General features: G+C 76.5%; 12 protein-coding genes. 5 read left to right on the forward strand and 7 right to left on the reverse strand.

Translation table 11 applies throughout. The annotated features are described in order from the left end of the window. Positions 1-12 precede the first annotated feature (12 nt). Complete coding sequence (locus ACOQFB_RS01450; protein WP_421610676.1) at positions 13-1,374, forward strand: glutamate--cysteine ligase; 1,362 nt, start codon at positions 13-15, stop codon at positions 1,372-1,374. A 108-nt stretch (positions 1,375-1,482) separates the two neighbouring features. On the opposite strand, the gene ACOQFB_RS01455 is transcribed toward ACOQFB_RS01450, so the two are convergent. The 3 genes from ACOQFB_RS01455 to dusB are packed head-to-tail and all read right to left on the reverse strand — an operon-like array spanning position 1,483 to position 3,834. Continuing rightward, entirely contained in the window at positions 1,483-2,358 is an 876-nt protein-coding gene (locus tag ACOQFB_RS01455; protein ID WP_421610677.1) for a ZIP family metal transporter, read from the reverse strand. Then, positions 2,355-2,741, reverse strand: coding sequence for a helix-turn-helix domain-containing protein (locus tag ACOQFB_RS01460; protein ID WP_059438417.1), 387 nt, complete (start codon positions 2,739-2,741; stop codon positions 2,355-2,357). Before ACOQFB_RS01460 ends, ACOQFB_RS01455 begins: the two co-directional genes overlap by 4 nt. A gap of 43 nt (positions 2,742-2,784) precedes the next feature. Further along, complete coding sequence (gene dusB, locus ACOQFB_RS01465; RefSeq protein ID WP_421610678.1) at positions 2,785-3,834, reverse strand: tRNA dihydrouridine synthase DusB; 1,050 nt, start codon at positions 3,832-3,834, stop codon at positions 2,785-2,787. A 414-nt stretch (positions 3,835-4,248) separates the two neighbouring features. Here dusB and ACOQFB_RS01470 point away from each other — a divergent pair, with 414 nt between their 5' ends. Continuing rightward, positions 4,249-5,967 (forward strand): lytic transglycosylase domain-containing protein, encoded by a 1,719-nt coding sequence (locus tag ACOQFB_RS01470; RefSeq protein WP_421610679.1) that lies wholly within the window; start codon positions 4,249-4,251, stop codon positions 5,965-5,967. Positions 5,968-5,992: 25 nt separating this feature from the next. On the opposite strand, the gene ACOQFB_RS01475 is transcribed toward ACOQFB_RS01470, so the two are convergent. Genes ACOQFB_RS01475 through ACOQFB_RS01485 form a run of 3 tightly spaced genes read right to left on the reverse strand, consistent with a single transcriptional unit; the run spans position 5,993 to position 9,560 of the window. After that, a complete protein-coding gene (locus ACOQFB_RS01475) occupies positions 5,993-7,282 on the reverse strand; it encodes an ABC transporter permease (RefSeq protein ID WP_421610680.1) in 1,290 nt (429 codons plus the stop codon). Beyond that, the gene (locus ACOQFB_RS01480; RefSeq protein WP_421610681.1) at positions 7,279-7,947 is read right to left on the reverse strand and encodes an ABC transporter ATP-binding protein; all 669 of its coding nucleotides are present in this window, start codon (positions 7,945-7,947) and stop codon (positions 7,279-7,281) included. Before ACOQFB_RS01480 ends, ACOQFB_RS01475 begins: the two co-directional genes overlap by 4 nt. Next, on the reverse strand, positions 7,944-9,560 hold the full coding sequence (locus tag ACOQFB_RS01485) for a hypothetical protein (protein ID WP_421610682.1): 1,617 nt from the start codon (positions 9,558-9,560) through the stop codon (positions 7,944-7,946). The genes ACOQFB_RS01480 and ACOQFB_RS01485 overlap by 4 nt, the downstream gene beginning before the upstream one ends. A 34-nt stretch (positions 9,561-9,594) precedes the next feature. Here ACOQFB_RS01485 and trmB point away from each other — a divergent pair, with 34 nt between their 5' ends. Beyond that, positions 9,595-10,197 carry a tRNA (guanosine(46)-N7)-methyltransferase TrmB gene (gene trmB, locus ACOQFB_RS01490; RefSeq protein WP_421610683.1) on the forward strand — a complete coding sequence of 201 codons (603 nt, stop codon included), beginning with the start codon at positions 9,595-9,597 and terminating at the stop codon, positions 10,195-10,197. Positions 10,198-10,279: 82 nt separating this feature from the next. Here trmB and ACOQFB_RS01495 read toward each other — a convergent pair whose 3' ends face one another. Beyond that, the gene (locus ACOQFB_RS01495) at positions 10,280-10,873 is read right to left on the reverse strand and encodes a hypothetical protein (protein ID WP_059438441.1); all 594 of its coding nucleotides are present in this window, start codon (positions 10,871-10,873) and stop codon (positions 10,280-10,282) included. Positions 10,874-11,015: 142 nt separating this feature from the next. Here ACOQFB_RS01495 and ACOQFB_RS01500 point away from each other — a divergent pair, with 142 nt between their 5' ends. Beyond that, on the forward strand, positions 11,016-11,447 hold the full coding sequence (locus tag ACOQFB_RS01500) for a hypothetical protein (protein ID WP_421610684.1): 432 nt from the start codon (positions 11,016-11,018) through the stop codon (positions 11,445-11,447). A gap of 74 nt (positions 11,448-11,521) precedes the next feature. Further along, complete coding sequence (alaS, locus tag ACOQFB_RS01505) at positions 11,522-14,239, forward strand: alanine--tRNA ligase (RefSeq protein ID WP_059438439.1); 2,718 nt, start codon at positions 11,522-11,524, stop codon at positions 14,237-14,239. Positions 14,240-14,262 lie beyond the last annotated feature (23 nt).

Consider the following 14,262-nt stretch of genomic DNA (forward strand, 5'->3'; position numbering starts at 1 on the left):
CATTCCGCCCGCATGTCGCTCGACGCTCGTGTGCAGGACAGCCCGCCGGTGCGCGGGATCGACGATCTCGCCGGCTGGTTCGCGGCGCGCGAGCGGCCGCGCGCGGACTGGAAGGTCGGCCTCGAGCACGAGAAGTTCGCGCTCGCCGCGGGCACGCTCGACCCCATCCCGTACGACGGGCCGCGCGGCGTGGCGGCGGTGCTGCGCGCGTTCTCGCGCTACGGCTACGAGCCGTTCGAGGAGGACGGGCGGATCATCGCCTCGCAGTGCCAGGGGCTCACCGTCTCCATCGAGCCGGGCGGGCAGATCGAGCTGTCCGGGCGGCCGTTCGCCGACGTGCACGTGGTCGCGGCCGAGCTGGACCGGCACCTCCAGAAGTGCCGCGAGATCGCGGGCGACCTCGGCCTCGAGTTCCTCGCCGCCGGCTACCGGCCCTGGGGCACCCCCGCGACCTCGCCCTGGATGCCGAAGAACCGCTACGCGGTGATGCGGCCGTACCTGGCCGCGCGCGGGCGGCTCGGGCCGGACATGATGGCCATGACCGCCTCGGCGCAGGCCTCCTTCGACTTCTCCGGCCCGCGCGACATGGCCGAGAAGCTCCGGGTGGCGCTGGCGGTGCAGCCCGCGGTGGCGGCGCTGTTCGCGAATTCACCCATCGTGAACGGCCGGCCCGCGGGCTGGAAGTCGTACCGCGTGGCGGTGTGGGAGGAGACCGAGCCCACCCGCGCCGGCCTGCTCGGCTTCGCGTTCGAGCCCGGGTTCGACGACGACCCCTACCGCCGGTACGCGGAGTGGGCGCTCGACGTGCCCATGATCTTCTTCCGCCGGGGCGGCGGCTACGTCGATCCCGGCGGGCGGACGTTCCGGCAGTTCCTCGCGGACGGCATCGCGGGCGAGCGCCCCACGCTCGTGGACTGGGAGGACCACCTCACCACCCTGTTCCCCGAGGTGCGGGTGAAGGGCGTGGTGGAGGTGCGCGCCGCCGACGCCTGCGACGCCGCCATGACGAAGGCGCTGGTCGCGTTCTGGAAGGGGCTGCTCTACGACCGCGAGGCGCGGGCCTGGGCCTGGGACCTGGTGCGCGGCCTGTCGGTGGCCGAGCGGCGGGCGCTCATGATCGGCGCCGGCCGCGAGGGGCTCGAGGCGACGCTGCCCGACGGCCGCACGCTCGCGGACGTGGCCGGCACGCTGCTCGACGCCGCCGGGAACGGCCTCTGCCGGCAGCACTGCTGCGGGCAGCGGGGCGAGGACGAGCGCGTGTGGCTCGCGCCGCTCCGCGAGCGCGCCGCCTCCGGCCGGTCCCCGGCCGACGACGCGCTCGACGCGTTCCGGCGGGGCGATCGCGCGCTGGCGGAGCACCTGCGGATCGCGTAGCTCGCCGGTCGTCCGCCCGCCCCTCGACAGGCTCGGGGCGAGCGGAGCTCGAGCTCCGCTCGCGGTGAGCCCGTCGAGCCCCGAGCGGAGGCGCGGGGGCGCCGCGCGTCAGTGCGCGTGGTTCAGCAGGCGCAGGCCCCACATCACGGCGAGCCCGAACAGCAGCGCGCCGGAGAGGACCCACTTCGAGCCGCCGCGGCGGTGGAGGTCGGGGAGGATGTCCGAGAGCGACAGGTGCAGGAACGTGCCCGCGCTCGCGGCGAGCGCGGCGGCGGTGAAGGTCTCGACCCGCACCAGCTCGCGCAGCACCAGGTAGATCCCGGCGCCCACCGGCACCATCAGCGCGAACGCCGCGTTCATCGCGAGCGCCCGCCCGCGCGAGTAGCCCTCGGCGCGCAGGATGGCGGACAGCGAGAACGAGTTCGGGATCTTGTGCGCGAGGATGGCGAGGAACACGAGCAGCCCGAGCTCGGCGTGGCCGCTCGCGGCGCCGAGCGCGAACCCGTCCACCAGCGTGTGCGCGCTCATCCCCACGAAGGCGGCGAGCCCGAGGGTGGTGTGGACGGCGCAGCCGGTGCCGTCCTCCTCCAGCGCGACCGCGCCGTCCGCGGCGACGTGCGCGTGGCCGGGGTCGTGAGGGTGGTGGTGCGCGTGCCCGCCGGCGTCGATCCCGGCCGGGAGCGGGGCGGCCTGCGAGAGCCGCGCGTTCGGGCCCGGCTCGGCGCAGACGTGCACGAGCACGAAGCGCTCGAGCAGGAACAGCAGCAGGAACCCGACCAGCACGAACGGCAGGATCCCCGCGCCGCTCTCCTCCACCGCCTCGGGCAGCATGTGGAAGAACGCGGCGCCGAGCATGACGCCGGCGGAGAACGACAGGCCCACGTCGGAGCGCCCGACGCGCCCGATGAGCGGCAGCGAGCCGCCGGTGAGCGCGCCCACCAGGATGGCGGCGGTGTACAGGGCGAGGGACTGCGTCTGGGTCATGGTTCGTCCAGGCCGAGCGCGCGCATGCGGCGGGCCAGCGTACCGCGGTCGATGCCGAGCGCCTCCGCGGCGACGGAGCGCACGCCCCGGGCCCGGGCCAGCGCGCCCGAGATGAGCGGGCGCTCCACCTCGCGCATCACCGCGTCGTAGAGACCGGTCGCGGGCTGGCCGTGGAGCCGGTCGAAGAAGGCGTCCACCCGCTGGCGCAGCTCCTCGTCGAGCGCGCACGGCCGCGTGATGCGGCCGTCCACCAGCGCGAACGCCTCGCGCGCGAGCCGGGCGCGGCCGTCCGGGATCGAGCGCACCTCGACGACCTCCAGCCGCGCCGCCTCGCAGGCGCGCCGGAGCGCGTCGGGCGCGCCCTCGAGGAGCAGCGCCTTCACCGGGCCGATCCCCGGGGCCGGCCGCCGTGCGGTCCGCGCGTCCTCACTCACCGTCCTCGTCCGAGCCGCGGTAGCCAGGGTCGAGCTCGAAGCTGTCGCCGCCCTGCGGGAAGTGGCGCTCGAGCAGCGCGGCCACGTCGGCCGCGGTCACCAGCGCGGCGGCGTCGCGGCGGAAGTGCACGCCGCCGCGGCGGCCCCGCGTGTACCAGAGCAGGTGCTTGCGCAGCTCGCGGATGGCGTGGCGCTCCGAGGCGTCGGCGGGCTCGCCGGGCGCCATGCGGGCGCGGTGCTCCACCTGCAGGCGCACGTGCTCGAGGACCGTGCCCACCCACTCGTCGCGGCCGGGCGGCGGGGGCGGCGGCCGGCCCGCCTCGAGGGCCTTCAGCTCGCGGAAGATCCACGGGTTGCCGCAGGCGCCGCGCGCCACCAGCACCGCGTCGCAGCCGGTCTCGGCGCGCATGCGCACCGCGTCCGCCGCGGTCCACACGTCGCCCGAGCCGAGCACCGGGATCGCCACCGCCTGCTTCACGGCGCGCACCAGCTCCCAGCGCGCCTTGCCGGAGTAGAGCTGGCTGCGGGTGCGCCCGTGCAGCGCCACCGCCGCCGCGCCGCCGGCCTCGGCCGCGCGCGCGACGTCCACGCAGTTCACCTCGCCCTCGTCCCAGCCGGCGCGGATCTTCACCGTGACCGGCACCGGGACGGCGGCGCGGATGGCGCGGACCGCCTCCTCGACCCTGCGCGGATCGCGCCCCATGGCCGCGCCGGCGCCGCTGCCGCAGACCTTCTTCACCGGGCAGGCCATGTTGACGTCGATCATGCCGGCGCCCGCCTGGACCGCGACCACCGCCCCGCGCGCGAGCACCTCCGGCTCCGAGGCGAAGATCTGCACCGCGAACGGGTCCTCGTCGGGCTCGCGGTCGAGGTAGCTCGAGGTCTGCAGCGCGCCGTGCATCAGGCCGTGCGCCGAGACCATCTCGGTGTACGCGAAGCTCGCGCCCATGCGCCGGCAGATGGCGCGGAACGGGCGATCCGACACGCCGGCCAGCGGGGCGAGGAAGTAGCGACCGGGGAACTGGTAGGGGCCGATCTGCATGGGCTGCGCGTGCGTCGAGCGGGGTGGGGGGTGTAGCACGGACCGATTTCGGTGGGGAACGCCGGAATGCCCCGGGCCGCCGCCGGTTCCAGGGGCCGTGCCGGAGCGACCGTGGCCGGGTGCTTTAGCGGCGAGGCCCCCTGCGCGCACCCGCGCGGATGGCCGCCGAAGGGGCCTGACGCCGCCGCGAGGGCGGTGCACAGGCTTCCGGCGATCGGGGTGGTCGGGTATACGGGCGACCGGCGGCCAGGCGAGGCGGCGGTCCCCCGAAGCGAGGAGGACGGTCGGCCGCAGTGCGAGCATGCAGCAGATCCCCCGGGCGCCCGATTTGGCGCGGCCTCCGGGCCCCGGTACGATGTGGCATCCGAACGGCCGGTCGACGGACCGGCCCCCCGCAGCAGAAGTCGAGGAGCGATGAGGCATATCCGCACGACCTTCCTTGCCGTTAGCGTGCTCGCCCTGGCCGGGCCGGGCAGCGCCCAGGGCCCCGTGTCGCGGGGCGCAACCGTCGAGGCCGCCGCCCAGGCCCTGCCCGCCGCCGACGTCCCGGAGGCGCAGATCGTCGCCCCGCCGAAGCCGGCGCAGCGCCGCCAGGAGCCGTCGGTGGACGACGTGATCGCGAACGCGGACGCGCCCGACGAGCCGGCCATCGCGGAGGAGATCGAGCAGGAGTCGGCCGAGCTCGAGGACCTGCGCCAGGCCGAGGAGGCCTCGCGGGTGCAGGACGCCGGCGAGGGCCGCCGCACGGTGGGGGCCGACGGGCTCGGGCTCGAGTCCCCCATTCGCGACCGGGTGGAGGGCGCGCTGGGCCGCGACGCCACGCCGCGGGGCGAGGGCGCCGGGCGGATCCCGCTGCTCCCCGAGATCGACCACGACCTCGCCACGCTCCAGGCCGAGTACGACATCCCCATCGACGTGAACGAGGCGGTGGTCGCGTACGTCCGCTTCTTCCAGTCGCCCAGCGTCCGCGCCCACTTCGTGAAGTGGCTCGGGCGCTCGCACCGCTACATGGAGCGGTACCGCAAGATCCTGAAGGAGGAGGGGCTGCCCGAGGACACGGTGTTCCTCGCCATGATCGAGAGCGGCTTCGGCAACTTCGCGTACAGCCGCGCGAAGGCGTCCGGCCCCTGGCAGTTCATCGCCGCCACCGGCAAGAGCTACGGCCTGAAGCAGGACTTCTGGGTGGACGAGCGGCGCGATCCGGAGCGCTCCGCCCGCGCCGCCGCGCGCTTCCTGAAGCGGCTGCGCGAGCAGACCGGCGACTGGCGGCTGGCGTGGGCCGGGTACAACGCCGGCGCCGGGCGCATCCTCGCCGCGCAGAAGAAGGGCTACGACGACTTCTGGGCGATGGCGGACGTCCCGGGCAAGAAGGTGCTCCGCGCCGAGACCAAGGGCTACGTGCCGAAGCTGATGGCCGCCGCCATCATCACCAAGCACCACGAGGCGTTCGGGTTCCGGCAGGACGAGATCGAGCGGCAGGCGTGGACGGACTACGAGGAGGTGGACGTCCCCGACGCCACGCTGCTCGCCGTCATCGCGCGCGCCGCCGGCGTCTCCGAGAAGGAGATCATCGACCTCAACCCCGAGCTGCGCCGCGCCTGCACGCCGCCGCGCCCGTACAAGATCAAGATCCCCGCCGAGCGCGCCCAGGCGTTCGCCGAGGCGTGGCCGGCGCTCCGCGCCAGGACCCGCCTCACCTTCGCCGGGCACGTGGTCCGCCGCGGCGACAGCATCGGCCGGATCGCGCAGCGCTACGGCGTGCCGGCCCAGGGCATCCTGGAGATGAACGGCCTGAAGAACGCGCGGAAGCTGCGCGTCGGCACGGAGCTGATCATCCCGCGGCCGGCCGCCGGCGTGGCCGTGGCCGCGCGCGCGCCGGAGCCCGAGTCGCGCCGCACGGCCGCCGCCGAGCGCGCCGCCCCGGCCCCGGTGCGGACCGCCTCCGCCGCGGCGCCCGCCGCGAAGCCCGCGCACCAGACGCTCCGCGTCCGCGCCGGCGACACGCTCTGGTCCATCGCCCAGCGGTTCGGCGTCGAGCTCCAGGACCTGTGCCGCTGGAACGGGATCAAGAACCCGCGCAGCCACAAGCTGATGGTGGGCGCGATGATCGTGGTGCGGCCCGGGCGCGGGTAGGCAGGGCGCGAGGGCGCAGCCCTCGTCACGACAGCGTTCTGGCCGGGTCGATCCGGGCGGCGAACGCCGCCGGCGCGAGCGCGCCCAGCACCGCGGCGGCGGCGGGCACCGCCCCCCCGAGCACGACGAGCCAGGGCGGCAGCGCGAAGAACGTGTCCGGGCGGAACGGGAAGTCGGGGAGCGCGCGCGCCGCGGCCGCGTCGGCGATCCGGGCCGCGACCACCGCGAGCGCGGTGCCGACCGCGCCGCCCACCAGCCCCACCAGCGCCGCCTCCGCGAGCACCACCGCCCGCACGTCGGCGGGCGCCGCGCCGACCGCCTCCAGCACCGCGATCTCGCGGGTGCGGCCGCGCACGCTAGCCGAGAGCGACTGCGCGATGGCGAGCGCCGCGAGCGCGCACATGACGCCGGCGAGCAGCGCCAGCGCGCCGGTGGTGACCGCCACCACCGTACCGACGCGCTCCGCCGCCGAGCGCTCGCCCTCGTCCACCGAGAAGCCCATGCGCCGCACCGCCGCCATGATCGCCGGCACGTCGTCGGGCCGCCGCGCGAGCAGCGTCACCTGCGTGTAGCCCGCGTCCGGCTTGCCGTACTCGCGGTGCAGCCGCCGGACCGTGTCGAGCGGCATCGCCAGCATGTAGAGCGGCACGCGGTCGGAGAGCCCGGCCAGCTCGAGCCGCGCCTCGTACACGCGGTCCTCGGTCTTCTGCGGCACGATCGAGAAGCCCACCCGCACCGGGAGCTGCAGCCCCACGATGGACAGGCCCGGCGGCAGCCTCCGCACGTTCCAGGCCGGCGCGATGGTCTTGTCGTAGACCTCGAGCAGGCGCCGCGAGAGCAGCACCGGGATCGGGCCGCCGCCCGGGCCCGGATCCGCGAACGCGCGCCCTGCGCGCACGTCGGCCTGCACCAGCCCGGGCGCCACGCCCACCACCGGGATCTGGAGGGTCATCCCGGGCGGCCAGTTGTAGTCGAGCCCGGTGGGCGGGCGCGACGCGGCCACCGGCACGCGCAGCGAGAGGCGCGGCCAGGCCTGCTCGACCCCGGGGAGCCGGCCGAGCCGCGCCACCGCCGCGTCGTCGAGCCGCCCGCCGCCCAGGACCCCGCCCAGCGCCACGCCGGCCGGGATCACCTCCACCAGCCGCGCGTCCGCCGGGAACATGCGCCGGGCAGCCTGCGAGACGCCCATCCCGAGCGCCAGGATGAACACCAGCGCCGCGGCGCCCACGCAGGCGGCGGTCGCGTTCAGCAGCGCGCCCCTGCGGTCGGCGCGCAGGTTCGCCCGGGCGATCCAGAAGACGCCGCGCGCGCTCACCGGAGCCTCCCCTCCTCGAGGTGGAGCACCCGCGAGGCCGCCTCGGACACGCGCTCCTCGTGCGTCACCACCAGCACGGTCATCCCGTCGGCGGCCATCCGCTGGAACAGCTGGATGACGCCCTCGCCGCTCACCGCGTCGAGGTTGCCGGTCGGCTCGTCCGCGAGGAGCACCTGCGGGCGCGCCAGCAGGGCCCGCGCGATGGCCACCCGCTGGCGCTCGCCGCCGGAGAGGTGCGCCGGCGTGGCGCGCGCCTTGTCCGCGAGCCCCACCGCCGCGAGCGCCTCGGCGGCGCGGGCGCGCACCGCGGCCGTGCCCTCGGCGCCGTCGCGGCGGAGCATGCCCGGCAGCATCACGTTCTCGAGCGCCGACATGCCCGCGAGCAGGTTGAAGGACTGGAACACGAAGCCCACGGCGCGGTTGCGCAGCTCGGCCCGGGCGCGGGGCGAGAGCCCGGCGAGGCGGGTGCCGGCGACCTCCACCTCGCCCGCGAAGTCGCGGTCGAGCGCGCCGGCGACGTAGAGCAGGGTGGACTTGCCCGAGCCCGACGGCCCCACGATCGCGACCAGCTCGCCCGGCCGCACCTCGAGGTCGATGCCGCGCAGCACCGGCACCGGGCGGTCGCCGTCGCGGAACGACTTGGTGACGCCGGCGAGCCGGATCACGGGCGGACCTCGGGCGCGGACGGGAGCACCTCCACCTCCGCGGCCAGGACCAGCGCCCCCTCCGCGAGCTGCGCGCGCAGCGACACCGCCGAGAGGCGCGCGGCCGGCTCCAGGAACCGGTCCACCACCGACCGGACCACGAACCCGGAGGGCCCGGTGCCGAACGCGTCCTCCGGCAGCGCGCGCACGCCGGCCACCAGCCGCTGCGCGTCGAGCACCGCGCCGCCCAGGCCGCCCTTCAGCGCCGCCTCGGCCGCCGGCGTGGGCGCGCGGAAGCCGGCGCCCCCGCCGCCGAGCCGCGCCGCCAGCGCGTCGAGCGCGCCGGGCGGGCCGCCGGCGAGGGCCAGGCGATCGCCGTCGAGCCGCCAGGCCAGCTCGCCGCTGGGCGTGGCGATCCGCCAGGTGCCCGGGGCGGGCGGCCCGGCGCCGGTGCGGGCGGCGCGCGGCCGGCGCGGGGGCGGGGCGATCCGGTCGAACGCGGCCCGGGCGCGGTCGGGATCCTTCACCCGCGCCACCGCCTCGAGCCGCAGGAGCCGGAGCGGATCGGCGCGGAGCGTCGCCTCGGTGAGCCCGGTCAGCTCGAGGCCGGGCGAGAGCGAGAGCGCCACCGCCACGCCCGGCGCGAGCAGGTCGAAGAGGTCGCGCTGCGGGTCGAGCCCGCGGCCGGCGAGGCGCGCGCGATCGGCGCGCGAGAGCATGGGCACGAGCTTGCCGCCGAGCGGCCCGGGCTCGCCGTCCCAGCGCGCCGCGAGCTGCGCCTCCGGGTGGAGCCGCGCGAGCAGCGCCGCGGCGGCGCCCCCGCCGGCGAGCGCGCGGAAGGACGGCTCGCGCGCGCCGAGCAGCACGGCCGCGCTGGCGCGGAGGCCCCCCGGCCCGGCCGAGAGGCCCAGGGCGAGGCCGTCGCGCGCCGGCCAGGCCCGCGCGACCAGCGGCGAGCCCGGCGGCGCGAACGCGATCGCGGCCGGCGCGTCGCCCAGCGCGCGCCGCGCGGCGCCGAAGGCGGCGCTCCCCGCCAGCGCCCGCTCCGGCGCGAGCCCGGCCGCCTCGGCCACGAGGTCGGCCGCGCCCGGCCCCTGCGACACGAGCGCGGTGCGCTGCGTGACGAGGTACGCGAGCGCGATGGGCTCGCCGGCGGCGCGCCGGAAGGCGACCGCCGAGAACGCGCCGCGCGGCTCGGCGGCGCGGAGCTCCGCGCCGAGCCGCTCGCGGGCGAGGCGCGCCAGCAGGGTCTCCAGCTTCGCCGCGTCGCCGACCGGGAGCACCAGCAGCGCCCGCGCCGGCTCGCCGGCGGCGCCGAGCAGCGCGAGCGCGGCCCCGCGGCGGGCGTCCACGCCGGCCGCGGCGAGGCCCTTCGGGTCGAGCGGGTCGAAGCCGAGCTGGGCCGCGATCGCCCCGCGCGCCTCGGCGACCGCGGTCGCGCCGGGGAAGGCCGCCACCACCGCGTGCAGGGCCGCCAGCTCGCGGCTGGCGCGCCCGGTCTCCGGGACGACCACCACCGCCCGCACCGCGGCGGGCACGAAGCGCTCGGGGGGCGGTCGGGGGCTGCGTCCGCGGCAGCCGCCGGCGGCGAGCGCCACGGCCAGGAGAGCCGGCAGGAGGAGGCGCCGGAGCACGGAGGTTTCTTACCATGCTAAGAGAGGCGCGCTCATGATCTTCTCCATCGAAGACGACGCACCCATCGTGCGCGACCTCCTGCCCGACTGGCGCGCCCGCTTCGGCGCGGCCGGCGGCCGGCTCGAGCTGGAGATCGGCTGCGGCCACGGCGGGTTCGCGCTCGGGTTCGCGCGCGCGTTCCCGGACCGGGCGCTGGTGGGCATCGAGCAGCGGCGGAAGTTCGCCGCGGAGCTGGCGGCCAAGGGCGCGCGGCGCGGCCTCCCCAACCTGCTGGTGCTGAACGGCGACGCGCGGCTCCTCGCCCCGCGGCTGTTCGCCGCGGGCTCGCTCGCGGCCATCCACGTGCACTTCCCCGACCCGTGGTGGAAGCGCCGCCACCACCGCCGCCGCCTGGTGGACGACCGGATGTCGGCGCTGCTCCTCGGCCTGCTCGCGCCCGGCGGCGTGCTCGACTTCCGCACCGACGTGGAGCGCTACGCGCGCGAGGCGGTGGTCCGGCTCGAGGAGGCCGGCTTCCGCAACGCCGCCGGCCCGGGCCGGTTCGCGGAGGCGGCGCCGGACGAGATCCCGTCCACGCGCGAGCGCCGCTACCTCGCGAGCGGCGAGCCGGTGTGGCGCCTGCGGCTCCTGAGGTGAAGGCGCGCGGGATCGCGAGGGCCCCCGGGCCGATGCGCCCGGAGGCCCCGCGCCCCCCGCCTCCGCGTCGCCGGTCCCGCCGCTAGTAGCGGGTGCCGGGGCTGGTCGCGCCCTGCGGCGTGGTGCTCTCGGGCGCGCCGGTGGTGCCGCCGCGGCCGGCGTCGTTGCGCGAGCCGTCGGGCGGGTGCGCCCCCGGCGGCGTGCCCGGCGTGTAGCCGCCGCTGCCGGTCCCGGTCGCGCCCATCGCCTCGACCTTCACGGCGATCTCGCGCCCGTCCACCTCGTTGAAGCTGGCGCGCACGTCCTGGCCGGGCGCCAGGTCGGCGACGTGGGCGTCGCGCCCGTCGATCGTGACGACCGTCTGGTCGGCCACGTGGAGCGAGCGCTGCGTCCCGTCCGCCGACTGGATGGTCAGCGTGCGGCCGTCGGACTGCGCCACCCGGCCGGTGATCACCTGGTCGCTGGCGTGGCCCTTCACGTCCGAGGCGGCGCCGGCCTGCGCGCCCTCCTCGGCCCGCATGCCGGGGTTGGTCGCCGACGGCGCGCTGGCGGCGGCGTCGGTGCTGGCCCGGCTCGTGCGCGCGCTCGAGGTGCGCGCGCTGGAGCCGGAGCTCGGGGTGCTGCAGGCGAGCCCGATCGCGGCCGGGACGCCCAGAAGCAAGGCATGGATCCTCATCGCGGTTCCTCCCGGACGAAAAGCTGGGCGCCCGGCGCGTGGTGGGCCAGCCCCGGGCAGCACGCCGGCGGGCGGGCCGGGCCCCGCAGGGCCGGCGCCTGCCGGGGAGGCGGGAGGCCGGCCGCGAGGCTACACTCGCGCCATGCGACGCCTCCGCTCCCCCGCGCCCCTCGCCGCCCTGGCCGCGGCCGCCCTCGCCCTCGCCGCCTGCCGCGCCCCGGCCAGCCCCGCCGACCAGTACCGCCGCTTCGCCGCCGCGGCGCGCGCCGGGGACGCCGCCGCCGTCTGGTCGATGCTCTCGGCGCGCTCGCGCGAGGCGCTCGACGCCCGGACGAAGGCGCTGGCCGCGCGGGCGCCCGGGGTGGTGCCGGCGAGCGGGCGCGACCTGGTGCTGGGCGACTTCGCGGCGCGGGCCGCGCGGATCCGCACGGCGGTGGTGGTGCGCGAGTCGGCCGGGACCGCGATCGTGGCGGTGGAGGACGAGGCCGGCGCGAAGGGCGAGGTGACGCTGGTGCGCGAGGACGGCGCCTGGCGGGTGGTGCTGCCGGGCCTGGACGGCGGCGAAGGTCGCTGAGGCCTGGGACGGCGGCCGGGCCGCGCGGCGGTGGCTCCCGGCGCAAACCTCTGTTATTGATGCCGATCCCACCTATGAAGACCCCGACCGCCGCCGAGATCCGCGAGCTGTTCCAGCGCTTCTTCGAGGAGCACGGCCACCGCCGCGTGGCGAGCTCCTCGCTCGTCCCGCAGAACGACCCGACGCTGCTCTTCACCAACGCCGGGATGGTCCAGTTCAAGGACGTGTTCACCGGCCGCGAGCGCCGCGACTACTCGCGGGCCACCACCGCGCAGAAGTGCGTGCGCGCCGGCGGAAAGCACAACGACCTCGAGAACGTCGGGTTCACCGCCCGTCACCACACGTTCTTCGAGATGATGGGGAACTTCTCCTTCGGCGACTACTTCAAGCGCGACGCCATCGCCTGGGCCTGGGAGCTCGTCACCAGCCCCGCCTGGCTCGGCATCGCGAAGGACCGGCTCGCGGCCACGGTGTTCGCCGGCGAGGGGACGCTCCCCTGGGACGAGGAGGCCTTCGAGCTGTGGAAGGCGCAGGGCGTGCCGGTCGAGCGCATCCACAAGCTGGGCGCCAAGGACAACTTCTGGGCCATGGGCGACACCGGCCCGTGCGGCCCGTGCTCCGAGCTGCACTACTTCCAGGGCAACGACGTCCCGTGCGCCGAGGAGAAGGCCGGGCGCAAGTGCCAGGGCGTGGCCTGCGACTGCGATCGCTGGCTGGAGATCTGGAACCTCGTGTTCATGCAGTTCGAGCGCGGGCAGGACGGCGGGCTCACCCCGCTGCCCAAGCCCTCCATCGACACCGGCGCCGGCCTGGAGCGGCTCGCCTCGGTCGCGCAGGGCAAGCGCTCGAACTACGACACCGACCTGTTCCGCAGCATCATCCAGGCGGTCGAGAAGCTCTCGGACAAGCGCTACGACGCCGCCTCCGACGACGGCGTCTCGATGCGCGTCATCGCCGACCACGCCCGCGCCACCACGTTCCTGGTGGGCGACGGCGTGCTCCCGTCCAACGAGGGCCGCGGCTACGTGCTCCGCCGGATCATGCGGCGCGCCATCCGCCACGGGAAGCGGCTCGGGCTGGAGAAGCCGTTCCTGGCGGCGGTGTGCGGGGCCGTCATCGACGAGATGGGCGCGGCCTACCCGGAGACCCGGGAGAACCGCGCGTTCATCGAGAAGGTGGCGCAGCAGGAGGAGGAGTCCTTCCGCCGCACGCTCGACAAGGGGCTCGCCATCCTCGAGGGCGAGATGCGCAAGCTCGTCCCCGACGCGACCTACGACGGCAAGCCCGCCACCCCGGCGCCGGGCCGCGCCCGGCCCATCATCGACGGCAAGGTGGCGTTCCAGCTCTACGACACGTTCGGCTTCCCGCTCGACCTGACGCGCGTCATCGCGGCGGAGCGCGGGTTCGACGTGGACGAGCAGGGCTTCGACCGCCACATGGCCGAGCAGCGCGCGCGGTCCGAGTGGAAGGGCTCGGGCGAGCAGGGCGTGGACGACCTGCACAAGCAGATCGCGGGCGAGCTCGGCGAGGTGAAGTTCCTCGGCTACGAGCTGCCGGCGGCCCGCGCGCAGGTGAAGGCCATCCTCGCGAACGGCGCGCGCGTGGCGCGCGCCGGCAAGGGCGACAAGGTCGAGATCGTCACCGACGCGACGCCGTTCTACGGCGAGTCCGGCGGCCAGGTGGGCGACGTGGGCCACATCACCGGCGCGGGGCTGGAGATCCGGGTGGACGACGCGCAGCGCCCGGTGCCCGGGCTGGTCACGCACGTGGGCGAGGTGCTGCGCGGCGAGGTGGCCGTCGGCGACGCGGTGGAGCTGGCGGTGGACGACCGCCGGCGGGACCTGGTGCGCGCGAACCACTCCGCCACCCACCTGCTGCAGTTCGCGCTGCGCGAGGTGCTGGGCGAGCACGTGAAGCAGGCCGGCTCGGTGGTGGCGCCGGACTACCTGCGCTTCGACTTCTCCCACTTCCAGCCGGTCACCGAGGAGGAGCTGGCCGCGGTGGAGCGGCGGGTGAACGAGCTCGTCCGCGAGAACGCCGAGACCGAGACCGCGGTGCTGAAGCTGGAGGAGGCGCGCCACGCCGGGGCCATGATGATCTTCGGCGAGAAGTACGGCGACGTGGTGCGCGTGGTCCGCATCGGCCCGTCCAAGGAGCTGTGCGGCGGCACGCACGTGCGCCGGTCGGGCGACATCGCGTTCTTCAAGATCGGCTCGGAGGAGTCGATCGCCTCGGGCGTGCGGCGCCTGGTGGCGTACACCGGCGCGCGCGCGGTCGAGGTCCAGCAGCGCGAGGCGGAGGAGCTGCGGCGCGCGGCGGCGCTGCTCAAGGCCGGCGCGCTCGAGGTCTCGCAGAAGATCGAGCAGACGCAGCGGCGCGTGAAGGACCTGGAGCGCGCGCTGGAGGAGGCGCGCTCGAAGGCGGCCGCGGCGCAGTCCGGCGATCTCGCCGCGCAGGCGAAGGACGTGGGCGGCGCGAAGGTGCTGGCGGCGCGCGTGGAGGGCGACGGCAAGGCGCTCCGCGAGCTGGCCGACAAGCTGCGCGACCGGCTGGGCAAGGGCGTGGTGGCGCTCGGCGCGGAGCAGGACGGCAAGGCCATCCTGCTGGTGGCCGTGACCCGCGACCTCACCGCGCGCCTGAAGGCCGGCGACCTGGTGAAGGAGGCCGCGAAGCTGGTGGGCGGCTCGGGCGGCGGCAAGCCGGACATGGCGCAGGCGGGCGGCTCCGATCCGGCCGGCCTGGAGAAGGCGCTCGACAAGGTGGTCGAGCTCGCCGCGCGCGCGCTCGCGTGATCGGCGGCGCGCGCCCCCGCGGG

Origin of the sequence: Anaeromyxobacter sp. Red801 (assembly GCF_049201065.2) — a bacterium.
In the GTDB taxonomy this organism is placed as follows: Bacteria; Myxococcota; Myxococcia; order Myxococcales; family Anaeromyxobacteraceae; genus Anaeromyxobacter.